This window comes from Clostridium yunnanense (assembly GCF_016595795.1).
Lineage (GTDB): Bacteria > Bacillota > Clostridia > Clostridiales > Clostridiaceae > Clostridium_AR > Clostridium_AR yunnanense.
Genome location: NZ_JAENHN010000025.1, coordinates 122,925 through 147,785 on the forward strand (window position 1 = coordinate 122,925; position 24,861 = coordinate 147,785).

The window sequence follows — 24,861 nt, forward strand, 5'->3', positions numbered from 1 at the left end:
CTTATACTTAATCACATAAATGTATTAATTTTACTAATACCTATTATAACACAGCTTTAATGTCATATAAAATTAATGATATAATGGCATTAACCCCAATACATTAGGAGTGATAAAATGACCTTCATAATAATAGTCATCCTTATCTTTGTTGCATTTGTAGTTCTATTAAATCGCGCTGGCAATAAGAAGGAAACCATAAGAAAATACAATATGTACATATTAAAAGGAACAGAATATCTTAACTCAGGAAATGTTGAAAAAGCATTTGAATTATATGATAAAGCTATTTACATATATCCTGAACATTTCTATGCCTACAGCTTAAAAGGTCAATTATATTATAATAATAGAGACTTTGCGGTATCTCTTGATGAGTTCGATAAAGCAATAGAACTATGTGATAGCGATGTTGACACCTACTATTTTAGAATATTATGTAACCTTACACTTAAAAATCACAATAATGTAATAAATGATTGTACAAAAATTCTGGAGCTTAATTATTTTAATATAGATGCGTATTATTTAAGAGGTAAATCTTATTTCGAAATTGATGATTTTGAGAATGCCTTATCAGATATGAATACTTACTTAAATAGTGTAAACACTAACGAATTTGCTTACTACATTAGAGCAATGTGTTTTTTTCACATAAATAAATATAATTTGGCTCTTAAAGATATGGAAAAGTTTATAGACTTGAATCCTAGTAATATTTCCTACTATATGAGAAAGATTTCTATATATAGTAAATCAAAACTAACTAAAGATGTTTTAAAATTGTTGTATGATTACATAAAAATACATCCCAATGAAATACTCCTTTACATCATGATTGTTAATAATCATATATTACTTAAAGAATACGATAAAGCTATTTCTATAGCTGAAAAAGCTATCGCTATTAATGATAATATCAGAACTAATAGCTTGTTATGGGGAGCATATGTAGAAAGTTCTGATTTTAATTCTGCACTTATTGTTTCAAACAAAATAATAAGCTTCGATATCAATAGCAATGTAGCATTAAACAATAGAGCTTTTGTATTAATTAGACTTAATAAATATGAAGAAGCTCTAGAAGATATTACAAAATCCATAGAAATTGATAGTACACTAGCTGAAGCTTATAAAAATTATGCTCATATACTGTACAAGCTAGGGAATATACCTCTTGCTAGAGAAAATATAGAAAAAGCTATAGAAATTGATCCTGATAATGGAGATTTCTATATTGTTTCAGCTGCTATAAACTTATACGAAGATAATCTTGATGAATGTTTTAACAACTTAAATATAGCAAAAGAAAAACTTATTTGTTATTATGACTATCTTGATGATTGCATATTTGATAAGATAAGGGACAATTCGGTCTTCCTAGATTTATATAACGAAGTTCACTGAAACTTCTGAAATCATTGAAATATCTAGGCTTAATCAGTATAAAAGTTTTATAATTATCTTTGCAGAAAAAAGAACTTAGCCATAAACTAAGTTCTTTTAATATATAAAGTCTAAATTTCTCTATCTACAAACTGCTCCCACATAATCAAAATTATACTTCCAGCTAGGTAACACAAAATATCCTTTATATCAAAAGATGTTCCTAGTATAACTGAAGCTACTCTATTACTACGTAAGTGTAGTAAATCTATAAATCTAAAATATTGCATTATCTCAACTGCCGATGCAAATAAAAATAGATACACTGGCAAAAATCTTATTCTTTTTTTAACTATTCCTCTTATGAAGGTATACATTAGAACAACCACAAGTATATCCCCTATATATGGCCTAATTATCCCATCGTGAACATAAAGTGCAATAAGAGTTTCTATTATAAATAAAATAATAAAACTTAGTATGTATCTTCTATTTATCTTCATTACCTGTACCCACTCTCAATAACTTAATATATAAATTATGCATATATTACTTTAAAGCTTATTATACCATAAAATTACATATACTCTAGCATACTTAAACAATAAAGGAGCATACATAAATTTGTATTAACCAAACTTATGTATGCTCCCTAATACTATCCACTATTATATTAAATGTTCATTAGTGGTATAAGCTTATTTATTATCTTCTTCTTTTTATCGATTATATATATATCATTCATACAGATAATATCTGCAATCTGCTTGTATTGCAGCTTTTTAAAATATCTAAGTTCTATCAGTTTATACTCGTCTTCACTTAATATACTTAATACATTATTCAATCTCTCAATTTCGATTTCTTTACTTCTTTTTAATGAAGTTAGATAACTTACCCTGTTTTCCTTATATTCTATTTCGTTCTCTACAGAGGATGAAATCTTGTTAGTGGAGCTTGTCCTTTCACCGTAGACCATTGCTCCTACTCCCCTATACTCATTTCTAACTTCTTCTATATCTAAATCAATATTTTTTATCTCAACCTCAGTTTGTTTGTAATTATAAAGCATTGCCTCTATTTTTTTAAACTTATCACTTGACCCCATATCATCACCTCTTACTTATAAATTCTCAAATTATATACTATACGTTTCTAACTTCGACTATTAATTTACACATGTCCCAAAATCACAGTTTCTTGTGATTTTCAAACAAATATAAATTAAATATTACTTTCTTCATAAACAATCAAAGCTCCGCTACAGTTCTTAACACTGCCAGCTTCAATATAGCTACTTATACAGTATTTGATATCAATAATCTTAATACTAGGATTATCTCCTATGAATTTATTAATATCCTCTTCTAAACTTCTTGTTCTTTTTAATTCTAAAACCTTAGTCATTAAATTCCCCACCCTTTCTGTATTCTTTGAGAGTATAATATCATGTTCTAACAGAATACACCAATCGCTTATTTTCTTAAAAATCATTATTTTTGGTATTTATATCAAGTTTTTGGAACATACGTTCTGTTTTTCTCTGTTTTTCTATTGACTTCATGTTCTTGTAGGATATAATATATTCTATAAGCATATACTTTACTAAAGATGTATCAGTTCGATCCGAGATCTATTTTTAAAACTCTCACTGGTTCTGGTGAGAGAATTTAAAAATATAAATTTTATTAAGAAGTGATACATCTATATAACTATAAGGGAGTGATTATTGTGTTCGGCAAGAACATAAAGGCTATAAGAGAAGCTAAAAAGATTGGGGTTAATGAATTATCAAGATTAAGTGGGGTTAATGCAAGCTATATTAGTGCTTTAGAAAGAGATGAGAAAAAAAATCCTTCAGTTAATACCTTAGAAAAACTAGCTGCTGCACTTGAGGTAAGCATAGACGAAATTATGAAGCTTAACTCTACTCAAAGCCCAGAAGTTTCTGATTCAGAGGACAGAAATTTAAATGTTAAAGAAGATTTTTCATTGTATGAATCTGGAGAATTCAAAACTGCTGAAGAAGCAATGAAATTTATCCTAAAACAACCAGCTATTATGGGTTATGGCGGGTTTGACATCAAGAAACTCTCCGATGAGGAAATGGTACAATTCGCAAATGAACTATTAAATCAGCTGCAATTATTGGGTCTTAAATATAAGAAGTAAAGGGTGATTATATGTATTCTTGGATCGATGATATAATTTCAGGAATTAGAGAAAATTATAATACTGATAATGTTTATGAACTATATGACTATCTAGAAATAAAAATACATAAAATTGAAGCAGCTAACATTTTACTGAGAGGTAACGATAGCTTTTATTATCGTGACTTTAATGACAAGGAAATTGTATTCATTAGAAATGATATTAAAGATACTATGGAAGCTTTTATATTATTCCACGAATTAGCTCATGCCCTACTTCATACGCAAATCTGTCAAGCCGCCTTTAATAAGAACTTTATAAACCTTGGCAAATTTGAGAAACAAGCTAATTACTTTGCTTTTAAGATGCTTAATGTAAGTTTTGATAAGATTGAATTAGAGTCCATGTCTATAGACCAAATAGCAAGCTGTATTGGTATTTCCCCTAAACTATCCTATTTAATAACTGATTATGAAAAATAGTAGTTTTAACAACGCTCCGCTTTGTTATACTTTTATCTTGACTTGTTGCATATCGTATATTATAGTAAAGTACGTAATTATATAATTTAATAAAGACAGTTCGTAACCATCCTGTCTATAAATAAAACTAGGACGTATACTACCCGTCTAGGTAGTGTTTTTTGTTTATGGGCTTTTTACGCCCTTTTTCAAACTATAAAGTACGTTATAGGATTTTACGAAAAACTTAGCTTATATATGTTGTATTCTAGAATTTTTAAGTTCTGAATCAATATTTATAAGTTAATAAAGTTTAGTAAAATCCTTTTTTTATTGTTTATAAAGGTATGTTTAAGAGTATTTTTGAAATTAAATGGTTATAACGCATCGGATGATTAACCAATTAATTTCAACACGGTGCTTTAGCAAAACCTTTAATAATGTGGTTCGAGTTGTACAAATTAAGGGGGATTTAATATTAAAAAAATAGGTTTAACAACAACAGTTCCTGTGGAAGTTCTTATTGCTGCTGGGTACACGCCAGTAGATTTAAATAATGTTTTTGTAGTGTCTGATAACTATTTAAAATATATAGACGTAGCTGAAAAAGATGGTTTTCCAAAAAGCTTATGTGCGTGGATTAAAGGGCTTTATGGAGCGTGTATTGAAAATGGTATTGAAGAAATCGTCGGAGTTATGGAAGGTGACTGCTCCAATACTAAGGCCTTAATTGAGGTTCTTCAATTAAAAGGCATAAAGGTACACCCTTTCTCTTTTCCACATAGCCATACTTTAGAAGATGTACAAAGAGAAATAAAAAAACTTATGGATCACTTTAAGGTTAGTGAAGCTGAAGTTGAAACCGTTAGAAAAAGACTAAATGAAGTTAGAGCTCTTGGAAAAGAAGTAGATGAATTAACATATATAGATAACAAAGCCAATGGCTTTGAAAATCATCTGTACCAGGTGAGCTTAAGTGATTTCAATTCAGATATAAATGTTTTTGAGAGTGATTTAAAGAAAGCAATAAATGAAATAAGAACAAGAGAACCAATAAACAAAAAGCTTCGTCTAGGCTATATAGGGGTTCCCCCAATGACTACTGACATATACAGTTTTGTTGAAAACTTTAATGCTCATTTTGTATATAATGAGGTTCAAAGGGAATTTGCTTTCCCTAGAGGAACAGAGGCAAAAAATATATATGAGCAATATTATGATTATACTTACCCGTATAACACTGACTTTAGGATTTTAGAGCTGAAAAAGCAAATAGAAGAAAGAAAGTTAGATGGTATAATCCACTACACTCAAGCTTTCTGCTTTAGAGCTGTTGAAGATATAATTATAAAAAATAAACTTGATATTCCTATATTGAATATCGAAGGTGATAAATTAAATACTTTAGATGCAAGAACTAAGCTTAGATTAGAGGCTTTTCTTGATATGCTATTGGATTTAAAGGAGGCTAACTAATGAGGATTCTAGGTATAGATCTTGGTAGCAGAGAGGTTAAGATCGTAGTAATGGAAGACACTACCCTAGTAATAAAGAAAAAAATCAGTACTATGAGGTTTTACAGAGATTACTGCCACATGGACGGCAAAATAGTGGTTGATTTAGATAAACTAGAGGTTGGCCATTTTGATAAGGCTGTATCCACTGGTTACGGAAAGAATAACACAGACTTAAAGCTATTTACTCAAATAAATGAAATAAAAGCCCATGCTTACGGAGCAATCTATCAAAGTTCTTTAAAGGATTTTATACTTTTAGATGTTGGCGGACAAGATGTTAAGATTGTGAAAATAGAAAAAGGCTTAACTACTGACTTGGAACTTAATGAAAAATGTGCTGCTTCCTGCGGAAGATACTTAGAAAACATGGCCAATGTTCTTGAAATCTCTTTCGAAGAAATGAGTAAGTACTCTGAAAATCCTGTGGATCTTAATTCCACTTGTGCTGTATTCTCAGAGTCAGAACTTATAGGAAAAATAGCTGAAGGTGTTGCAGTAGAAAGGTTATGTGCCGGAGTTAACTACTCTATGTATAAAAGATTACGCCCTCTTTTAAGTAACTTTAGAGGTGATAAATTGGTTTTAACAGGCGGCGTCGCTAACAACTCTGCTATAAAATGTTACTTAAAAAATGATTACAAAGAAATAATTTCTGTAGAAGAGCCTCAGTTTAATGGAGCTATTGGCTGTTGTTACTATGGAAGTAAGTTTTTAAAATAGATTAGGAGGAAAAACATGTATACTTTAAAAGCAGAACATAGTTTTGATAGCGCTCACTTTCTTTCTAAATATGAAGGAAAATGTGCAAATATTCACGGTCATAGATGGAAAGTTGAAATAGAAGTTCAGACTGAAAAGCTAGTTACTGACGGTCAACTTAAAGGAATGGTAATAGATTTTGGAGATTTAAAAAATGACGTTAAAGCTATGGTTGATTATTACGATCATGCGTTGATAATAGAAAAAGGAACTATGAGAGAAGAAAGCTTAAGCTGTCTAAAGGAAGACGGTTTTAAGATAATAGAGATGAATTTCAGAACAACAGCAGAGAACTTTGCAGCATTCTTTTATAGAACAATGAAGGAAAAGGGCTACAACGTAAAAAGTGCTACAGTTTATGAAACACCTACAAATAGCGCTAGATATGAAGAAAGTGGGGTCAACTAACATGAATTTTAAAGTTGTTGAAAAGTTTGTAAGCATAAATGGTGAAGGCCTAAGATGTGGTCAACTTGCTATTTTTATAAGATTTGCCGGCTGTAATTTAAATTGCAGTTATTGTGATACAACTTGGGCTAATGAAAAAAATGCTCCTTATGAACTAATGTCTTCTGAAGAAATATATAACTATATAAAATCCACTGAGGTTAAAAATATCACTCTAACTGGTGGTGAACCACTTCTTCAAGAAGGAATAATTGAACTACTTGAAATACTAGCTAAAGATAAAGAACTTCATGTTGAGATTGAAACAAATGGTAGTGTACTGCTTGATACCTTCTCAAAAGTAGAAAATCCACCTAGCTTTACTATGGATTACAAGCTTCCATCAAGCAATATGGAAAGGCAAATGAACTTAGATAATTTTAAATTCTTAACTAAAAACGATACTGTTAAATTTGTTTCTGGAAGCTTTGAAGATTTAAAAAAAGCTAAAGAAATAATTGATAGGTATGCTTTAGTTGAAAAAACAAGCGTATATATCAGTCCTGTATTTGGACAAATCTCCTTAGAAAGTATTGTAGAGTTTATGGTAAACAAGAAAATGAATGGTGTCAATCTTCAAGTTCAACTTCACAAAATAATTTGGGATCCATCAAAGAGAGGGGTATAAATATGGCAATTGATATAAAAGCAATTGAAGAACATATAAGAGGTATTTTAATAGCTCTTGGCGATAATCCTGAAAGAGAAGGCTTAAAAGATACACCAAAACGTGTGGCTAAAATGTATGAAGAAGTCTTTAAAGGTATGACCTATACAAATGACGATATTGCTTCTATGTTCAACGTTACTTTTGAAGATGATTTAGATATAAAAAATAGCAATAATGACTTAGTATTTATGAAAGACATAGAAATCTTCAGTCACTGTGAGCACCACTTAGCTTTAATGTACAACATGAAGGTTGCAGTAGCTTATGTTCCTAACAAAAAAGTAATAGGCTTAAGCAAAATAGCCAGAATAGCTGACATGGTGGGAAGAAGACTACAGCTTCAAGAAAGAATTGGAACTGACATAGCTGAAATTCTTCAAAAAATAACCGAATCAGAAGATGTAGCTGTAATTATTCAAGGTGAACATGGCTGCATGACTACTAGAGGGATTGAGAAACCAGGAACTAAAACTATAACTACTACCCTACGAGGTAGATTTAATACTGATCCAATTTTAAATAATAAACTTATGATGCTTTATACTAAATAGGAATATATAAGATTAAGAGGATGGTGCAATTATGAATAAGCAAAAAGCAGTAGTGGTATTTAGTGGCGGACAAGATAGTACAACTTGTTTATTTTGGGCAAAGAGAAAATTCAAAGAAGTTATAGCAGTTTCTTTTGATTACAATCAAAAGCATAAACTAGAATTAGAATGTGCAAAGGATATATGTAAAAAACACGGCATCGAACACCATATTTTAGATCTAAACCTATTGAACCAGTTAGCTCCTAATTCATTAACTAGACAAGATATAACTGTTGATAAAAATGCACCTACAGAAGGACTTCCTAATTCCTTTGTAGATGGAAGAAACTTATTATTCTTAACATTTGTAGCTGTGTTTGCAAAGCAAAGAGAAATAAATACTATTATAACTGGTGTTTCTCAAAGTGATTTTAGCGGATATCCAGACTGCAGAGATGTATTTATAAAATCTCTAAACGTAACTTTAAACTTAGCTATGGATTATCAATTTGAGATCTTTACACCTTTAATGTGGATCAACAAAGCTGAAACTTGGAAGATGGCTTATGACTTAGGGGTTCTAGATATAGTAAAGAACGAAACCCTAACTTGCTATAATGGAGTTAAAGGAAATGGCTGCGGAGAATGTCCTGCTTGCAAACTTAGAAAAAATGGATATTTAGAGTTTAAAAATAATTTCTTATAGAAACCTAAATTCAAGAGCTTAGATATTAATATATAGTTCTAATATAGAATTATATTGACATAACACCTTAGTGAGGGAAAATCTAATATACAATATGGCTTACACTATTATATCTTTAGTGTAAGCTTTTATTTTACCACATTTCACATATTGTAATAAAACTAAATCGTTACTCTTCTAGTATTCAATGAATCTTATTTGTCTCCAACTCTTATATATAATACACTCTAATATTGTTTGTACATGTTTACTATACTAAAGTTTTAATATTAAATTTATACAAGAAGTAATGTACAAGACTTAATATTTGCTCAACAAAGTTTAACAAATAGCAATAAAACACAATAAAACGCAATATTTTTATTGACTTCTTTATGCAATCATTCTATAATTAAGCCATACTCAATTAGTAAAGGAATGATTATTGTGGAAGAAAAACTTTATACCATTGACCAGGTTGCTGAAATACTTGGTATGCATCATAAAACAATACGAAAATTTATAACTGAAGGAAAACTTAGAGCTAATAAGGTTGGTAAGCAATGGAGAATCTCCGGTCATGATCTAAGTTTGTTTATGGAGAACAGTGATATTCAAATAGATACAAAAAAAGATGAAGAAAGCCTTATAGAATTCTCAACAAGTAAATCAAATCCATCTGATAGTCGAAATAAAATTAATGTATCTACGGTTGTTGACATAAACGATTTGAATATAGATGAATACAACCGAATATCAAATTCCCTTTTAGCTATAATGAACAGCAAAGACCCTAATTTAGGACTTTCCACTATAAAAATGCAGTATTCAGAAAAAGAAAATAGATTAAGAGTACTATTATGGGGTGATATCAAATTTACAGAAGAAATATTGAACTTCATAGAACTATTAACGGAGAGATGAAAATGAAAACAGCATTCAAATCAAACATTATGAAAAGTCAAGTTATTGAACAGTATGATAAAATACTAAAATCTTCTAGTTTGGCTTACGAAGAACTTTATATAAATACTAGTTATGGTAGTACTTTTATAATAGCTTCAGGCAAAATAGACTCCCCTCCCCTTATATTACTCCATGGCGCAGGTATGAATTCAGCAATGTGGTTAGGTGATATTGGCGAGTATTCTAAGAATTATAGAGTTTATGCAATAGATATACCCGGAGACCCTGGTAAAAGTGATGAAAGACAATTCTCTTTAAAAAGCTCAGCTTATGCAGACTGGCTTTATGAAGTACTTAATTCTCTTTCTATAAGTACTACAAATATTATAGGAATTTCTTTAGGTGCCTGGTTATCAGTAAAATTTTCAATAAGTTATCCAAGCAGAGTTGATAAGCTTATTTTAATATCTCCTTCTGGAATTGGTCCTCAAAAAACATCTTTTATATTCAAAGCTCTGATACACAGCCTTCAAGGTGAAAGAGGGATGGAAAAACTATATACTAAAGTAAATGGAAATAAACCTGTTCCACCTACAATGCTTCAATATCAAAAAGTCATTAGAAAAAGCTTTAATTTTCGTTATGAGACAATACCTGTATTTTCTGATGAAGAGTTAAGGAAACTAAAGATGCCAATTACTCTATTTGTAGGAGATGAAGATATAATGCTCCATTCAATTAAAACCGCTGACCGTTTAAGAACACTTATTCCTTCAGCAAATATAAATATTTTGAAAGATACTGGTCATGCTATCATCAGTATCAAATCTGATATAATTAAATTTTTATCATTTAATCACTAACCCAAAAGGTTAGTGATTTTATTGTTAAAATTTTAACTTGACTTAATAGACAGACTGGTCTATTATATTAATTGTAAGATATATTTCTAATTAGGAGATAAAACCATGGTTAAGAACACAAAAGGTGAACAATCTAAAAATAACTTAATTGAGTGCGCAGCTAATTTATTTATACAAAAAGGCTATAATGCTACTGGAATAAACGACATTTTAGAAGGTACAGGACTTCCTAAAGGCTCCTTCTATTTTCACTTTAAAAGTAAAAAAGATTTAGCAATTAGTGTCTCTGATTATTATGAAAAAAAAATTGGTGAGTTGATATTGAATTCTGCTAAGGGTAATCAGTGGGAAGATTTTATAAAAACACTAACAGCTACAATGATATATGGTGCAGAAAAAAATAAACATTTTGGATGTCCTTTCGCAGTATTAGGTCTTGAGATAGCATTCTCTGAGCCAGATCTTGCTGAATATTACACTAAATCCATGAATAAATTAATTGATATATTTGCTGATGTCCTTAGATTTTCTAAAGTTCCTGAAGAAAAAGTACTTACTTTATCCAATCGTGCATTTGCTATATACGAGGGATATTTAGTTTATTATCGTTTAAGTAAGGATGTAAATACATTAAGAAGAATGTCAGATGATTTAATTTCAATCTATAAAGACTAAAGAAAACCTCTTTAATCTTCATATAAATATACATAAGATTTTATTAATTGGCTCTCAGTAATTTGGGTGCTAATTAATTTCACACCAATAGACAGACCAGTCTATTATTATAGATGCAATTTTATCCTAGTTTCAATATTACAAAAAATAAACTTTTGGAGGTAATTTATTATGAAAGATGTAGTAATCGTTAGTGCTGTAAGAACTGCTATAGGAGCATACGGAAAAACTCTTAAGGACGTACCTGCTGTTGACTTAGGCGCTGTTGTAATAAAGGAAGCTGTTAAAAGAGCTGGAATAAAACCTGAATTAATCAGTGAAGTTATATTTGGCAATGTTCTTCAAGCTGGCCTTGGTCAAAACCCAGCAAGACAAGCTGCTGTAAAAGCTGGTTTACCAGTAGAAATTCCTGCTCTAACTCTTAATAAAGTTTGTGGTTCTGGTTTAAGAAGCATAATCCTCGCAGCACAAATAATTAAAGCTGGTGATGCTGACGTTATCGTAGCTGGCGGTATGGAAAACATGTCTGCAGCTCCATTCCTACTTGATAATGCGAGATGGGGTTACAGAATGGGTCACAACGACTTAGTAGATGAAATGATCAGAGACGGGTTATGGGATGCCTTCAATGATTATCATATGGGTGTAACTGCTGAAAATGTAGCAGAACAATGGAATGTAACTAGAGAAGAACAAGATGAGTTCTCACTTTCTTCTCAGAAAAAAGCTGAGGAAGCTATAAAGAGTGGCCAATTTAAGGAAGAAATAGTTCCTGTAGTAATAAAAACAAAAAAAGGCGAAATTATATTTGATACAGATGAATTTCCTAGATTCGGTAACACTATAGAAGCTCTAGCTAAACTTAAGCCAATCTTTAAGGAAGATGGTACTGTAACTGCTGGTAATGCATCAGGACTTAATGATGGCGCTGCTGCACTTGTTATAATGAGTGCTGATAAAGCTAAAGAATTAGGAATAAAACCTCTTGCTAAAATATCATCTTATGGATCTGCAGGACTTGATCCAGCAATAATGGGTTACGGTGCTTTCTATGCAACAAAAGCAGCTTTAGATAAAGTAAACTTAAAACCAGAAGACCTAGACTTAATTGAAGCTAATGAAGCTTATGCATCTCAAAGCATTGCTATTGCTAAAGACTTAAATCTTGATATGAGTAAAGTAAATGTGAACGGCGGTGCAATAGCTCTAGGACATCCAATTGGAGCTTCAGGTGCAAGAATATTAGTTACACTACTTCATGCTATGAAAAACAGAGATGTAAAAAGAGGTCTAGCAACTTTATGTATAGGTGGCGGACAAGGAACAGCAATGATCGTAGAAAGAGAATAAACCATTCTATATTAAATCAATTAGATAAATCCACTATCTAATAGGTCTACTTATACAACCGTGAATTTCATAATACCCACAAATACTTTCAAATAAAATTAATTTTCAAAAGCACATATATTTAAATCAATATATGTGCTTTTCCATATAATTCAAATTCAATTACAGATAACCTATTTCAGACCATTAGTATAATTATAAATTAAATTTCCTAGAGGAATGCTTTACTAAATGAAATTATTCAATGATTGTAAGTCCCCATCTTTTTAATTCTATAAATACAGTTTCTAAACTCTTCCCTTTTTCAGTTAACTTATATTCTACCTTTGGCGGAATCTCTGGATATACTATCCTATCTACCAGTCCTACCTTTTCTAATTCTCTAAGTCTTACGGACAAAGTCTTTGGACTTATTCCATCTAGTGATCGTACTAAATCCCCAAATCGCATAGTTCCATCTATTAGTAAATCTCTTATTATCAAAAATGTCCACTTACTCCCTATTATATCTATTGCTGTTTCTATTGGGCATTTATCTGAAGAATTCCCTCGTTCCAACTTTATTTCAGACATACTTTTCCTCCCATCATCCCTTTATTTATTGCATTACTTACTTTTTTGAAATTATATGATTATAATATCACTACTTCCTAAAATATAGTATATATACTATAATAACATTAATCAATAACTTTGTATAAAGGAGATGAAATATATGAATATTTTTAGCAACTATGACTTAAAAAATCTTACTTTAAAAAATAAAATTGTTATGCCACCTATGTGTATGTACTCTGCAGAGGCTGATGGTAAAGCTAATGACTTCCACTATACTCATTACATGACTCGAGCAATAGGCGGAGTTGGCTTAATTATAGTAGAAGCTACTGGCATAACTGAAAATGGAAGAATATCTGATAATGATTTAGGCATTTGGGATGATTCTCACATCGATGGATTAAAAACTATTGTTGAAGGTGTAAAAAAATATGGCTCTAAGATAGCTATCCAACTGAATCATGCAGGACGAAAATATGCAGGAAACTTTAGTGAAACGGTTGCTCCAAGTAAAATTGCATTTGATAAAGATAGTATACTTCCTAGAGCATTGACTAAGAACGATATAAAAGAAATCATAACAAAGTTTAGAGAAGCTGCTCAAAGAGCTGATAAAGCCGGATTTGATGCGATTGAAATACATGGAGCTCATGGTTATTTAATACATCAATTTTTATCACCACTTTCAAATCTAAGAGCAGACGAGTATGGTGGTAGTGTTAAAAACAGAACTAAATTCCTTAAGGAAATACTCCTGGCTATTAAAGAAGTATGGCCTGAAAACAAAGCAATTTCACTTAGAGTATCATCAGATGATTATACAGAAGGCGGTATAACTTTAGATGATATGCTAGAAGTAATAAACGAGGTCAAAGATTACATTGATATAGTTCATGTAAGCACTGGCGGATTAGTTCCTGCAAAAATAGCTGTATACCCTGGTTACCAAGTTAACTATTCAAATGCTATTAGAAGCAAGTGCAACATACCAACTATAGCTGTTGGCTTAATAACAAACCTTAATATGGGAGAAGAAATAATATCTAACGGAAGAGCTGACTTAGTTGCTATAGGCAGAGAGCTTTTAAGAAACCCTTATCTAGCTCTAAATAAAGCTAGTGAAGAACATCTAGATATTGATTATCCTAAACAATACCTTAGAGCTTTTAAATAATACTAAAACTTATCCACAGCCATGGAAATATAATCCACCATATTGTAAATAAAAATAGAACCTTGTGACTAATTTTCATTAATCCCAAAGTTCTATTTTTCATATTATACTCTAATGTTCAGTAAAAACATATTAATTTATTTATTTGCCATTAATTTAACCATAACAGCCTTTTGAGCATGCAGTCTATTTTCTGCCTCTTCAAAGATTTCCTTTGCGTGAAGTTCTAATATATCTTCTGTTATTTCCTCGCCTCTATGAGCAGGAAGACAGTGTAGAACCATAGCATCCTTTTTAGCAATACCCATTAAATCACTATTTACTTGATATCCCTTAAATGCTTCTTTTCTTTTAATTGTCTCTTGCTCTTGCCCCATACTAGTCCAAACATCTGTGATAACTACATCAGCATCTTTTACAACATCTAAAGGATCACTTGCAAAAGTTACAGTTCCTTTTGAAGTTTCTTCTATTTCCTTCACAGCTTTTATTACATGTTCAGGAGGCTCATATCCATTTGGTGTTGCTATTCCTATGCTCATTCCCACTTTTAAACATCCAACCATTAATGAGTTTGCCATATTATTTCCGTCTCCTATAAAGGCAACTCTAAGTCCTTCAAACTTTCTTTTAAACTCTTTTATTGTAAGTAAATCAGCTAGTACCTGGCATGGATGCTCTTCATCAGTAAGCCCATTTATCACAGGCACTCTTGAATACTCCGCTAGATCTTCAACATCTTTTTGGGAGAAGGTCCTTATCATTATTCCATCTAAATATCTAGATAGAACTCTGGCTGTATCCTTTATTGGTTCTCCTCTTCCTAGCTGTATATCATGTGAACTTAGGAATAAAGCTGAACCTCCTAGCTGGTACATACCGACCTCAAAGGATACACGAGTTCTTGTAGAGGATTTTTCAAATACCATTCCTAAAGTCTTTCCTTTTAAAAGATGATCATGAGGTATACCATGCTTTGTTTCATACTTAAGCTGTTCCCCAAGTTCTAGTATTTCCATTATTTCTTCTTTTGTATAATCATTTAACTTTAGTAAATGCTTATTTTCCATAACTCTTCCCCCTAAGATATTCTTATTTGTATATCAATAATTCAATAATTCTTATCACTATCAAACTTAGGTTATATTTAATATTGCTACTGAAATTTAGGTGTTATACAGGAGATACTATATGAGCGAGCATTTAGAATTAAATGATTTTCGGAGATGAAATAGCGTTAAGAAACTGTATTGTCCGAACGTAGTGAGTTATACAGTTTTAGCTATGTAATTGTAGAAAATCATATTAATTCTTTGTGAAGCTCATTAAAGTATTGGATGTATGACACCTAAATTTCAACTCGCCCATTCAATGTAGCCTTAGTTTTACACTAAAAACATTCTTTAAGAATTTCTAATCCAGCTTTTATTTCTTCTTCAGTTATAGTTAACGGTGGAAGAAGTCTTAAAACCTTTGGTCCTGCTGTAAGAGTCAATATACCTTTAGCTAGTGCTTTTTCTTGAACATCTTTGCTCTCACCTTCAAGTTCAATACCTAACATAAGCCCTTTTCCTCTAACTTCTTTTACTCCTGAAATATTAAAACCTTCTATTATATTCTTTATAAGTTCACCCTTTTTAGCAACTTCATCTATAAAGCCTTCACTAGTTACAACATCAAGAACTACACTTGCACCTTTAAGCGCTACTGGATTTCCTCCAAAAGTTGAACCGTGATCTCCTTTTTTTAATACTCCAGCAGTTTTTTCACCAGCTAAAATTGCTCCAATAGGAAGTCCGCCACCTAACCCCTTAGCAAGAGTTACTATGTCTGGCTCAACATTAAAATGCTCAAAACCAAAGAACTTTCCTGTTCTTCCTACGCCACACTGAACTTCATCAAATATAATTAGTACATCTTTTTCCTTACATAACGCAACTGCATCTTTTACATAGCTTTCATCCAAAGGATACACTCCACCTTCACCTTGTATAGCCTCCATCATTACAGCACATACAGTTCCATCAAGTTGTTCCTTTAAAGCTTCTATATTATTTTTCTCTACATATACGAACCCTTCTGGAAATGGGAAAAAGTAATTATGAAATTTCTCTTGTCCTGTTGCCTTCAATGCAGCAAGAGTTCTTCCATGGAAAGATTGTTTTAGAGATATTATCTTTCCTCTTCCTTCACCATATTTATCAAAACTATACTTTCTTGCAAGCTTTATAGCGCCTTCATTTGCTTCTGCTCCAGAGTTTGCAAAGAAAACTTTTTGTAAATTGCTTGCTTTTATTAGCTTTTCTCCAGCTTCGATAGCTACTGGATTGAAGAATATATTTGAAGTATGCAAAAGCAAATCAATTTGATCCTTTAACCCCTTCTTTAACTGTTCATTCCCATAACCTAGAGAAGATACCCCTATACCACTAGTAAAATCTATATATTTCTTTCCTTCAGAATCTATGAGATAATTACCTTCCCCTTTAACAAGTGCTATAGGTAATTGTCCATAAGTATCCATGAAGAACTCATTCCATTTTTCTTTAAAATCCATTTTTATTACACCTCCTATTTACTTTAAGACTCTATTAAATCAAAATCAATTTATTCAAAGGTTCGAAGCGGTACATCTATAGATAACCCAGTTCTATCTAATAAAACTAATTGATACTTCCGTTAACTATTAATGATAATAGGATTATCAAACTTAGGTTCTATTTGGAACTGGCTTATCTATATATTAGTGAATCATAGTACCTATACCAGCATCTGAGAATAACTCTATAAGAACAGAATGTGGCATTCTTCCATCTAATATATGTACTCTCTTAACTCCATTTCTAATACTCTCAACACAACTGTCTATCTTAGGTATCATTCCTCCGCTTATAACCTTTTCTTCCATAAGCTCTGGAATCTCTCCAACCCTTATATCTGAAATAAGTGTTTCTTCTGAACTCGGATCTCTTAAAAGTCCAGGTACATCAGTAAGAAGTATAAGTTTCTCTGCCTTTAAGGCTGAAGCTATATTTGCAGCAGCTATATCTCCATTTATGTTGTAGGCTTTTCCATCTTCACCTATACCAACAGTTGCAATTACAGATATATATCCTTGTTTTAAACTGTTATCTATCACGTCTGTATTTACCTTCTTAACCTCTCCTACGAAACCCAAATCCTCTTCACTTTTTACCTTTTCAGTAATAAGCATATTTCCATCTATACCACATAATCCAATAGCTTTTCCACCTAAAGAATTTATGAGGAAAACAAGCTCTTTGTTTACTTTACCTGCAAGCACCATTTGCACTACATCCATGGTCTCTTCATCAGTGTATCTTAAACCGTTTATAAATTTCGGCTTCTTTCCCATTTTTTCTAAAAATATATTTATCTCCGGACCACCACCATGCACTAAAACTACATTTATTCCAACACAACTCATAAGTATCAAGTCATTTATAACTGCTTCTTTAAGAGTTTTGTTCTTCATTGCACTTCCACCATATTTTATTACTATAGTCTTACCATAGTACTCTTTTATATATGGAAGAGCTTCTATAAGGGTATTGGCTTTCTTGAAATCTATACCACTCAAAGTTGTCACCTCTTTATAATATTAAGTTCTACTATGCTTAAAATCGATTATTGAAATTAAGGTGTTACTACAGGAGATGCTGTATGAGCAAGCTCATTTAAGCACCGGATGGGGTGACACATTAATTTCAACAGCCATCAAAGCATAAATACTAGTTTTAAGTTCTATAATCTCCATTGATTCTTACGTATTCATAACTTAAGTCACAACCCCAAGCGACAGCCTCTTCTTCGCCCATTTTTAGATCAATTATTATAGATATTTCACTTTCTCCAAGTACTAGTTTTGCTTTTTCTTCGCTGAAAGGTACTGGCATACCATTTTTACAAACCTCTAAATATCCCTTTATGCTATCAAAAGATACATCAACCTTTTCTACCTCTAGAGGTTCATCTGAATATCCAAGAGCACACAGTATCCTGCCCCAGTTTGCATCTGCACCAAATACAGCAGTCTTAACTAAGCTTGATTGAATTACTGATTTTGCTAAAGCCACTGCATGCTCTTCATTTAAAGCACCTTTAACATAACATTCAATCATCTTAGTTGCACCTTCACCATCTTTAGCAATAAGCTTAGCAAGTTCTGTACATACAAAAGTCAATGCATTTAAAAACTTATAATAGCTCTCGTCTTTATCTGTGATCTTTTCATTTCCTGCCATACCGTTTGCAAGAACTGATACCATATCATTTGTACTTGTATCTCCATCAACACTTACTCTATTAAAACTCTTGTTAGTAGCATGTAAAATCGCTTCTTTTAACAATTTTCCATCTATACTAACGTCCGTAGTTATAAAGCCTAGCATAGTAGCCATATTAGGGTGAATCATTCCAGATCCCTTTGCCATACCACCTATAGTAACTTTTTTATCGCTAACTTTTATTGATACTGCTATTTCCTTCTTTATAGTATCGGTGGTCATTATAGCTTCTCTAGCATCTATGTTTCCGTTTCTATTTATACTGTTTACAAGCTCATCCATTCCATTTTCAATTGCTTCTATGTTAAGAGGTACGCCTATAACTCCAGTAGATGCAACAATAACATTTTCCTTGTCTATTCCAAGTCTTTCGCCTGTTACTTCAGCCATTCTGTTGGCCTTTATTATTCCGTCTTCTCCTGTACAGGTATTAGCATTACCGCTATTTACTATAATTGCTTGAGCCTTATAATCTAATAAGTTTTTTTCAGTAACTAGTATAGGTGATCCTTTAACTTTGTTCTGAGTATAAACTGCTGCTGCATCACATATCTTTTCTGAATATATAAGCGCTAAATCCTTTTTTTCTTTTTTCTTCTTTAATCCACAATGTATTCCTGAAGCAACAAAACCTTTCGGTGCTGTAACTCCACCCTTCAATATATCCATTTCTATTCCTCCTCTTTAAAAAATTGCTAACAAATTAAATAGTTAAAAAGCTGGTGCTAAAAATTCTAGTCCCTTATTTTCTTCATATCCCATCATTATATTCATATTTTGTATAGCCTGACCTGCGGCTCCCTTTAGCATATTGTCTATTACTGAACAAATAATAAGCTTATTGGTTCTTTCATCAAAATGAATAGATATCTGACAGTTATTCGATAAGGTCACTGACTTAATTGATGCTACCTGCCCTTTAGGTAATATATTAACGAATTTCTCATCTTTATATGCTTCAACTAGAATTTCGTAAGCTTTTTCATAGCTTACTCCTTCATTTAATTCACAGTATATAGTTGAAAGTATGCCTCTATTTACTGGTATAAGATGTGGTGTAAATACAATCCTTATTTCCTCGCCATAAGCTTTACCTAAGCTCTGCTCTATCTCAGGAATATGTCTATGAACTCCTCCAACCTTGTAAGGAGATATATTTTCATTACTTTCTGGATAATGAGAAGTTAATGAAAGCCCTCTTCCTGCTCCAGTTACTCCGGATTTAGAATCTATTATTATTCCATCCTTTTTAACAAGCTTTTGCTTTAGTAACGGAGTTAAAGCTAATGCTATGGATGTTGGAAAGCATCCTGGATTAGCTATTATGGGTGATTTTTTAATAAGTTCTCTATTTACTTCACAAAGTCCATAAACAGATTTTTCATGAAGACTTCCATATAAATATTTTTTCCCGTACCATTTCTCATATTCATTCTCATCTTCAAGTCTGAAATCTGCACCTAAATCTATTACTTTCTTTCCATTTGAAATTGCAGTATTTGCTATTTCTTCACTTAACCCGTGAGGAAGTGCTAAGAAAAGTAGATCACTCTTTTCTACAACCTCATCGGTATTTTCACATTTTAAATTAGTATATCCTAATAGATTTGGATATACATCTGTTATGTTTTTCCCCTCAAAGGAGGAAGAGCTTATTGCTGCAACCTCAACCTCATTATGAGTAAGAAGTAATCTCAAAAGCTCTATGCCAACATATCCAGTGGCACCAATTATTCCAACCCTTAACTTGTTCACTTGATATCCCCCTTATCTATAGATGTGGCCTTTCATATATGAGTATATTTTTAGTCTTCCATTTTCATAACCAAGAGAACTGTTAAAAATAACTTTCATATTGAAATGCTGCATCTCTACTTATACTCTTTCTTAATAAAGTACTTTAAATTATCTAATTGTATACTTAAGGATGACTTGCTAGGTCCTCCTACAACTTCTCTTCTTTCAACACAATTTTTAAGATCTAAAGCCTCATAAATATCCTTGTCAAATAAACTTGAAAACTCCTTAAATTCCTCTAAAGTTACATCTTCCAACTTTATTTTCTTTTCAATGCAATAAAAAACCAGCTGTCCAATCACCTTATGAGCATCCCTAAAAGGCATCCCTTTTTTAACCAAATAATCCGCTCCATCGGTAGCATTGGTAAAACCTTCACCAGCTGCATCTCTCATTCTACCCTTATTAACCTTCACCGTTGAAAGCATATCACTAAATACATCTATACATAACTTTACTGTGTCTAAACTATCAAAAATAGCTTCTTTATCTTCCTGCATATCCTTGTTATAAGCTAGAGGAAGTCCCTTCATCATTGTAAGTAGAGTTATAAGCCCCCCATAAACTCTTCCTGTCTTTCCTCTAACAAGCTCTGCTACATCAGGATTTTTCTTTTGTGGCATTATGCTAGAACCTGTAGAAAATCCATCATCAAGCTCTATAAAACCAAATTCTCCTGTACACCAAAGAATTATTTCCTCGGAAAACCTCGATAAATGCATCATTATTATTGCTAAAGCGCTATTAAGTTCTATTACATAATCTCTATCAGATACACCATCTAAGCTATTCATAGTAACATCATCGAACCCCAATTCTTCTGCTACCATGTATCTGTCAAGAGGATAAGTGGTAGTTGCTAATGCCCCACTTCCAAGCGGAGATACATTCATTCTCTTATAACAATCCTCAAGTCTAGAATAATCTCTCTTAAACATTTCTCCATAAGCTAACAAATGATGACAAAAGGTTATGGGCTGTGCCTTTTGAAGATGTGTATATCCAGGCATTATGGTATCAACATTTTCAGATGCTATTTTATATATTGAATTTTCAAGCTTCAATATTAAGTTTTTCAATTTATCAATATCTTTCTTTACATACATTCTTAAATCCAACGCTACTTGATCATTTCTGCTTCTTCCTGTGTGAAGCTTTTTACCAACTTCACCTATGCTGTTTATAAGCATTGTTTCTACATTCATGTGTATATCTTCAGCATCTTCTGAAAAATTAACTTCTCCATTTTCTATGTTTACTAAAATATTTTTAAGCCCTTCAACTATCTTCTCCATATCATCAAAAGAAATAACATTGCAGCTTGCAAGCATTTTTGCATGAGCTATGCTTCCCCTTATATCTTCTTCATACAATCTATAATCAAAGGATATAGAGGAATGAAATGCATTGACTAAACTGTTTGTTTCCTTTTGAAATCTTCCACCCCAAAGTTTCATAACTTACCTCCTACTTTTTTGAAAGCATTGACTTAACTGTGATTGGTAACCCGAACAGATTTATAAATCCTTCTGCATCCTTTTGGTTATAGACTTGATCTTCTCCAAAGGTTGCAATCTCTTCACTGTAAAGAGAATATGGTGATGTTACTCCAGCATTTATTATATTTCCTTTATAAAGCTTTAACTTTACATCTCCGGTAACTGTTTCTTGTGTTTTGTCTACAAAAGCGCTTAGAGCTTCTCTTAGTGGAGTAAACCATAAACCAAAATAAACTAATTCTCCAAACTTAGTTGCAACTAACTCTTTATAGTGAGAAGTTTCTCTATCTAAACATAAGGTTTCTAATTCTTTATGAGCATAATATAAAATAGTTCCACCTGGAGTTTCATATACGCCCCTTGACTTCATACCAACTAATCTATTTTCAACAAGATCTATAATACCTATTCCGTTTTTTCCGCCTATTTCATTAAGCTTTTTAATTAGTTCAACTGGACCATATTCTACTCCGTCTATCTTCTTAGGTATACCTTGTTCAAAGGATAAAGTTACATACGTAGGTACATCTGGAGCTTTTTCAGGAGATACTGAAAGTTCAAGTATCTTATCATAGTCTGGTTCATTTTCTGGATTTTCTAAATCTAATCCTTCATGACTTAAATGCCATAAGTTCTTGTCCTTACTATAGTTTGTTTCTCTTGTTAAAGTTATAGGAATATTTTTTTCTATAGCATAGTCTATTTCTTCATCTCTAGATTTTATATCCCACTCTCTCCAAGGAGCTATTATCTTCATTTCTGGTGCATATGCTTTAATTCCAAGTTCAAATCTAACTTGGTCATTTCCTTTTCCTGTACAACCGTGAGCTATAGCATCTGCCCCTACTTTTTTTGCTATTTCTACAAGCCTTTTAGCTATTATAGGTCTTGCAAAAGATGTTCCTAAAAGATACTTTCCCTCGTATACTGCATTTGCCTTCAAACAAGGAAAAATAAAGTCATTAACTAATTCTTCTTTTAAATCAGCCACATAAAATTCTGAAGCACCAGTATTGATAGCTCTATCTCTTAAACCTTCTAATTCATCTCCTTGACCAACATCTCCTACTACAGCTACAACTTCACAACCATAGTTTTCCTTAAGCCAAGTTATAATTATAGATGTATCAAGTCCACCTGAATATGCTAAAACAACCTTATTTAATTTCGCCATTAAAAACACCCTCCAATTTCTTCATTTAAAACATGTTATAATTATACATTCATTCTTTATAATTATGCAATACTTTTGAATAAATTTTTATTCATATTTTTTCTTACTTACTGTTCCATATACAATTTGCAAAATACATACACTTATATAGGTATTCATTCAATATTCCAAATATTCTGTTTTATATTATTACTGCATAGTATTGAGGTATAAATGCATAAAAGTTATAAATATACATTAGTTTAAATTATTAACCAATGCATATTTATAATATATTTTTTATAAAAGCAACTATTAGCTTTAGGAATAACACTTATTTCATCACATGAAATATTTAGGTTTAGTTAACCGAAAAATTTTATATCTCCCTACAAAGTAAAAAATGCAAAGATTAGAAAAACCTTTGCATTCATCATTGTATAAATATTCTCACTCTTTCTACTCTTTTCACACTCATTTCTTCAATCTTTAAGGTTATATTATCGTAATTCACTACTGAATTTTCTGTGCTCTTAGGAATAGTTCCAAGCATTTCAAGAACAAATCCACCGATAGTATCTGTATCCTCAGAACTTATATTTAAATTAAGTATTTCATTAACTCTATATATAGATAAAAGTCCATCTACACTATATGTATGCTCATCAATTTTTCTTATTTCCTGTTCATCTTCATCATATTCATCTGATATATTTCCCATCACTTCTTCTACTAGGTCTTCTAAGGTTACTATCCCTGAAAAACCTCCGTACTCATCTATAAGTATAGCCATATGACTTTTCGTTTCTTTTATATCCTTAAAAAGTTCATCTATATGTTTTGTTTCAGGTACGAAATAGGGCTCTCTAACTAATTTATTAAGTTCTATATCCTCTATGTCTTTAGATATAAATTGACTAAAAATATCCTTCGTATATAGGATTCCAATTATATTATCTACCTCTTCTTCGTAGATAGGTATTCTAGAAAACTTCTCATTCACTATTTCTTCTATGACATCTGCTATTTTCTCATCTCCATCTAGCATGAATACTTCAGTCCTAGGTATCATAACTTCTTTTGCCAATTTATCATCAAACCTAAATATCCCGTTTATCATTTCTCTTTCTGTTTCATTTATTACGCCGTGCTCTTTTCCTACTTCTATCATTGATTTTATTTCTTCTTCTGATACCCTTTCTTCCATATTACTCATATCTATTCCAAATAATCTTATTAGAAGATTGGTTGAAAAAGAAAGAAACTTCACAAATGGTACTGTAACCTTAGATATCATAACTATAGGTTTTACTGTAAACATAGCTACAGATTCAGATTTTTTTAGAGCTAATCTTTTAGGAAATAGCTCACCCAGTACCAATGTAAAATATGATATTACAACAGTTATAATAACCAACGCAATCTGATCACTGTAAGGTACATTATTCTTAGATAAAAATCTTGCAAAGCTATTTGATAAACTTGTTGCTGCAGATGCGCTGGCAAAAAAACCTGCAAGAGTTATTCCAACTTGAATAGTTGCTAAAAATCTACTTGGTTCATTGGTGAGGTTTTTAAGCAATATAGCTTTTTTATCTCCTTTATCAGCTAAAATACCTATCCTATTTTTATTTAAAGAGACTATGGACATCTCAGCTGCTACAAGAAATGCATTTATAGCAATTAACACTATTACTAATAAAATGCTTGTGATTAAATTTTTTTCCATAGCATTTCTCCCTTAGTACTAAGATAAAAGTTCTTTTTTGACTTAACATGATTATTATTTCTTAAATCACTTTCGATTATCCTATTTTATAATTTTCTTAATTTTAGTTTTATTTATAGGTATCCCAGATTAAAGTTTAAGTTATACAAGGTAGTTTCTGGCATATGCTAACGAACAAATCTCATCCTTTTTCGAATTAAGTTCGATAAAGATATTTTTAATATCTGAAATAAGTTCA

Annotated in this window: 26 protein-coding genes; 14 read left to right on the forward strand and 12 right to left on the reverse strand. The window is 31.5% G+C overall.

Annotated features, from left to right (window positions below; all coding sequences use genetic code 11):
* The first annotated feature begins 117 nt into the window (after positions 1-117).
* The gene (locus tag JHL18_RS07870) at positions 118-1,407 is read left to right on the forward strand and encodes a tetratricopeptide repeat protein (protein WP_200267848.1); all 1,290 of its coding nucleotides are present in this window, start codon (positions 118-120) and stop codon (positions 1,405-1,407) included.
* Between the two features lie 110 nt (positions 1,408-1,517).
* Here JHL18_RS07870 and JHL18_RS07875 read toward each other — a convergent pair whose 3' ends face one another.
* The 3 genes from JHL18_RS07875 to JHL18_RS07885 all read right to left on the reverse strand — a co-directional run bounded on the left by JHL18_RS07875 (position 1,518) and on the right by JHL18_RS07885 (position 2,793).
* Positions 1,518-1,889 (reverse strand): ribosomal maturation YjgA family protein, encoded by a 372-nt coding sequence (locus JHL18_RS07875; RefSeq protein WP_200267850.1) that lies wholly within the window; start codon positions 1,887-1,889, stop codon positions 1,518-1,520.
* A gap of 170 nt (positions 1,890-2,059) precedes the next feature.
* Positions 2,060-2,494, reverse strand: coding sequence for a sigma-70 family RNA polymerase sigma factor (locus tag JHL18_RS07880; protein WP_200267852.1), 435 nt, complete (start codon positions 2,492-2,494; stop codon positions 2,060-2,062).
* Positions 2,495-2,610: 116 nt separating this feature from the next.
* On the reverse strand, positions 2,611-2,793 hold the full coding sequence (locus JHL18_RS07885) for a sporulation protein Cse60 (protein ID WP_200267854.1): 183 nt from the start codon (positions 2,791-2,793) through the stop codon (positions 2,611-2,613).
* Between the two features lie 324 nt (positions 2,794-3,117).
* Here JHL18_RS07885 and JHL18_RS07890 point away from each other — a divergent pair, with 324 nt between their 5' ends.
* The 12 genes from JHL18_RS07890 to JHL18_RS07945 all read left to right on the forward strand — a co-directional run bounded on the left by JHL18_RS07890 (position 3,118) and on the right by JHL18_RS07945 (position 12,406).
* Complete coding sequence (locus tag JHL18_RS07890; protein ID WP_200267856.1) at positions 3,118-3,558, forward strand: helix-turn-helix domain-containing protein; 441 nt, start codon at positions 3,118-3,120, stop codon at positions 3,556-3,558.
* 11 nt (positions 3,559-3,569) lie between these two features.
* Positions 3,570-4,022 carry an ImmA/IrrE family metallo-endopeptidase gene (locus JHL18_RS07895; protein ID WP_200267858.1) on the forward strand — a complete coding sequence of 151 codons (453 nt, stop codon included), beginning with the start codon at positions 3,570-3,572 and terminating at the stop codon, positions 4,020-4,022.
* 456 nt (positions 4,023-4,478) lie between these two features.
* Positions 4,479-5,477, forward strand: a complete 999-nt coding sequence (locus tag JHL18_RS07900) for a 2-hydroxyacyl-CoA dehydratase (protein ID WP_200267907.1) — start codon at positions 4,479-4,481, stop codon at positions 5,475-5,477.
* A complete protein-coding gene (locus JHL18_RS07905) occupies positions 5,477-6,238 on the forward strand; it encodes an acyl-CoA dehydratase activase (RefSeq protein WP_200267860.1) in 762 nt (253 codons plus the stop codon). The genes JHL18_RS07900 and JHL18_RS07905 overlap by 1 nt, the downstream gene beginning before the upstream one ends.
* A 15-nt stretch (positions 6,239-6,253) precedes the next feature.
* Entirely contained in the window at positions 6,254-6,685 is a 432-nt protein-coding gene (gene queD, locus JHL18_RS07910) for a 6-carboxytetrahydropterin synthase QueD (RefSeq protein WP_200267862.1), read from the forward strand.
* A gap of 1 nt (position 6,686) precedes the next feature.
* Positions 6,687-7,352: a putative 7-carboxy-7-deazaguanine synthase QueE gene (gene queE, locus JHL18_RS07915; RefSeq protein ID WP_200267864.1), complete on the forward strand. Its 666-nt coding sequence runs from the start codon at positions 6,687-6,689 to the stop codon at positions 7,350-7,352.
* Positions 7,353-7,354: 2 nt separating this feature from the next.
* Positions 7,355-7,945: a GTP cyclohydrolase I FolE gene (gene folE, locus JHL18_RS07920; protein ID WP_200267866.1), complete on the forward strand. Its 591-nt coding sequence runs from the start codon at positions 7,355-7,357 to the stop codon at positions 7,943-7,945.
* A gap of 31 nt (positions 7,946-7,976) precedes the next feature.
* A complete protein-coding gene (gene queC / locus JHL18_RS07925; protein ID WP_200267868.1) occupies positions 7,977-8,633 on the forward strand; it encodes a 7-cyano-7-deazaguanine synthase QueC in 657 nt (218 codons plus the stop codon).
* A gap of 426 nt (positions 8,634-9,059) precedes the next feature.
* Positions 9,060-9,536 carry a helix-turn-helix domain-containing protein gene (locus tag JHL18_RS07930; RefSeq protein WP_200267870.1) on the forward strand — a complete coding sequence of 159 codons (477 nt, stop codon included), beginning with the start codon at positions 9,060-9,062 and terminating at the stop codon, positions 9,534-9,536.
* Between the two features lie 2 nt (positions 9,537-9,538).
* Positions 9,539-10,381 carry an alpha/beta fold hydrolase gene (locus tag JHL18_RS07935; protein ID WP_243277825.1) on the forward strand — a complete coding sequence of 281 codons (843 nt, stop codon included), beginning with the start codon at positions 9,539-9,541 and terminating at the stop codon, positions 10,379-10,381.
* A gap of 105 nt (positions 10,382-10,486) precedes the next feature.
* Positions 10,487-11,056: a TetR/AcrR family transcriptional regulator gene (locus JHL18_RS07940; RefSeq protein ID WP_200267874.1), complete on the forward strand. Its 570-nt coding sequence runs from the start codon at positions 10,487-10,489 to the stop codon at positions 11,054-11,056.
* A 171-nt stretch (positions 11,057-11,227) separates the two neighbouring features.
* Positions 11,228-12,406: an acetyl-CoA C-acetyltransferase gene (locus JHL18_RS07945; protein ID WP_200267876.1), complete on the forward strand. Its 1,179-nt coding sequence runs from the start codon at positions 11,228-11,230 to the stop codon at positions 12,404-12,406.
* A 237-nt stretch (positions 12,407-12,643) separates the two neighbouring features.
* On the opposite strand, the gene JHL18_RS07950 is transcribed toward JHL18_RS07945, so the two are convergent.
* A complete protein-coding gene (locus tag JHL18_RS07950) occupies positions 12,644-12,979 on the reverse strand; it encodes a winged helix-turn-helix transcriptional regulator (RefSeq protein WP_200267878.1) in 336 nt (111 codons plus the stop codon).
* Between the two features lie 142 nt (positions 12,980-13,121).
* Here JHL18_RS07950 and namA point away from each other — a divergent pair, with 142 nt between their 5' ends.
* Entirely contained in the window at positions 13,122-14,138 is a 1,017-nt protein-coding gene (gene namA, locus JHL18_RS07955) for an NADPH dehydrogenase NamA (protein WP_200267880.1), read from the forward strand.
* A 137-nt stretch (positions 14,139-14,275) separates the two neighbouring features.
* Here namA and argF read toward each other — a convergent pair whose 3' ends face one another.
* The 8 genes from argF to JHL18_RS07995 all read right to left on the reverse strand — a co-directional run bounded on the left by argF (position 14,276) and on the right by JHL18_RS07995 (position 24,623).
* The gene (gene argF, locus JHL18_RS07960) at positions 14,276-15,208 is read right to left on the reverse strand and encodes an ornithine carbamoyltransferase (RefSeq protein ID WP_200267882.1); all 933 of its coding nucleotides are present in this window, start codon (positions 15,206-15,208) and stop codon (positions 14,276-14,278) included.
* A 320-nt stretch (positions 15,209-15,528) separates the two neighbouring features.
* A complete protein-coding gene (locus JHL18_RS07965) occupies positions 15,529-16,701 on the reverse strand; it encodes an aspartate aminotransferase family protein (protein ID WP_420839213.1) in 1,173 nt (390 codons plus the stop codon).
* Between the two features lie 180 nt (positions 16,702-16,881).
* Complete coding sequence (gene argB / locus JHL18_RS07970; RefSeq protein ID WP_207752989.1) at positions 16,882-17,739, reverse strand: acetylglutamate kinase; 858 nt, start codon at positions 17,737-17,739, stop codon at positions 16,882-16,884.
* Between the two features lie 157 nt (positions 17,740-17,896).
* A complete protein-coding gene (gene argJ / locus JHL18_RS07975; RefSeq protein ID WP_338025456.1) occupies positions 17,897-19,120 on the reverse strand; it encodes a bifunctional glutamate N-acetyltransferase/amino-acid acetyltransferase ArgJ in 1,224 nt (407 codons plus the stop codon).
* Positions 19,121-19,156: 36 nt separating this feature from the next.
* Positions 19,157-20,200, reverse strand: a complete 1,044-nt coding sequence (gene argC / locus JHL18_RS07980; RefSeq protein WP_200267888.1) for an N-acetyl-gamma-glutamyl-phosphate reductase — start codon at positions 20,198-20,200, stop codon at positions 19,157-19,159.
* Between the two features lie 116 nt (positions 20,201-20,316).
* Entirely contained in the window at positions 20,317-21,699 is a 1,383-nt protein-coding gene (argH, locus tag JHL18_RS07985) for an argininosuccinate lyase (RefSeq protein ID WP_200267890.1), read from the reverse strand.
* Between the two features lie 10 nt (positions 21,700-21,709).
* Positions 21,710-22,915: an argininosuccinate synthase gene (locus JHL18_RS07990; RefSeq protein WP_200267892.1), complete on the reverse strand. Its 1,206-nt coding sequence runs from the start codon at positions 22,913-22,915 to the stop codon at positions 21,710-21,712.
* A 412-nt stretch (positions 22,916-23,327) separates the two neighbouring features.
* Positions 23,328-24,623, reverse strand: a complete 1,296-nt coding sequence (locus tag JHL18_RS07995; protein WP_200267894.1) for a hemolysin family protein — start codon at positions 24,621-24,623, stop codon at positions 23,328-23,330.
* Positions 24,624-24,861 lie beyond the last annotated feature (238 nt).

What these genes read in the sequence shown, in the direction of transcription:
- namA (WP_200267880.1), top strand. Translation starts at nt 13,122, where the DNA reads ATGAATATTTTTAGCAACTATGACTTAAAAAATCTTACTTTAAAAAAT.
- JHL18_RS07940 (WP_200267874.1), top strand. Translation starts at nt 10,487, where the DNA reads ATGGTTAAGAACACAAAAGGTGAACAATCTAAAAATAACTTAATTGAG.
- argH (WP_200267890.1), bottom strand. Translation starts at nt 21,699, where the DNA reads ATGAAACTTTGGGGTGGAAGATTTCAAAAGGAAACAAACAGTTTAGTC.
- JHL18_RS07880 (WP_200267852.1), bottom strand. Translation starts at nt 2,494, where the DNA reads ATGGGGTCAAGTGATAAGTTTAAAAAAATAGAGGCAATGCTTTATAAT.
- JHL18_RS07885 (WP_200267854.1), bottom strand. Translation starts at nt 2,793, where the DNA reads ATGACTAAGGTTTTAGAATTAAAAAGAACAAGAAGTTTAGAAGAGGAT.
- folE (WP_200267866.1), top strand. Translation starts at nt 7,355, where the DNA reads ATGGCAATTGATATAAAAGCAATTGAAGAACATATAAGAGGTATTTTA.
- JHL18_RS07875 (WP_200267850.1), bottom strand. Translation starts at nt 1,889, where the DNA reads ATGAAGATAAATAGAAGATACATACTAAGTTTTATTATTTTATTTATA.
- queC (WP_200267868.1), top strand. Translation starts at nt 7,977, where the DNA reads ATGAATAAGCAAAAAGCAGTAGTGGTATTTAGTGGCGGACAAGATAGT.
- argF (WP_200267882.1), bottom strand. Translation starts at nt 15,208, where the DNA reads ATGGAAAATAAGCATTTACTAAAGTTAAATGATTATACAAAAGAAGAA.
- JHL18_RS07935 (WP_243277825.1), top strand. Translation starts at nt 9,539, where the DNA reads ATGAAAACAGCATTCAAATCAAACATTATGAAAAGTCAAGTTATTGAA.
- queE (WP_200267864.1), top strand. Translation starts at nt 6,687, where the DNA reads ATGAATTTTAAAGTTGTTGAAAAGTTTGTAAGCATAAATGGTGAAGGC.
- JHL18_RS07950 (WP_200267878.1), bottom strand. Translation starts at nt 12,979, where the DNA reads ATGTCTGAAATAAAGTTGGAACGAGGGAATTCTTCAGATAAATGCCCA.
- JHL18_RS07870 (WP_200267848.1), top strand. Translation starts at nt 118, where the DNA reads ATGACCTTCATAATAATAGTCATCCTTATCTTTGTTGCATTTGTAGTT.
- JHL18_RS07990 (WP_200267892.1), bottom strand. Translation starts at nt 22,915, where the DNA reads ATGGCGAAATTAAATAAGGTTGTTTTAGCATATTCAGGTGGACTTGAT.
- JHL18_RS07995 (WP_200267894.1), bottom strand. Translation starts at nt 24,623, where the DNA reads ATGGAAAAAAATTTAATCACAAGCATTTTATTAGTAATAGTGTTAATT.
- JHL18_RS07905 (WP_200267860.1), top strand. Translation starts at nt 5,477, where the DNA reads ATGAGGATTCTAGGTATAGATCTTGGTAGCAGAGAGGTTAAGATCGTA.
- JHL18_RS07945 (WP_200267876.1), top strand. Translation starts at nt 11,228, where the DNA reads ATGAAAGATGTAGTAATCGTTAGTGCTGTAAGAACTGCTATAGGAGCA.
- JHL18_RS07895 (WP_200267858.1), top strand. Translation starts at nt 3,570, where the DNA reads ATGTATTCTTGGATCGATGATATAATTTCAGGAATTAGAGAAAATTAT.
- queD (WP_200267862.1), top strand. Translation starts at nt 6,254, where the DNA reads ATGTATACTTTAAAAGCAGAACATAGTTTTGATAGCGCTCACTTTCTT.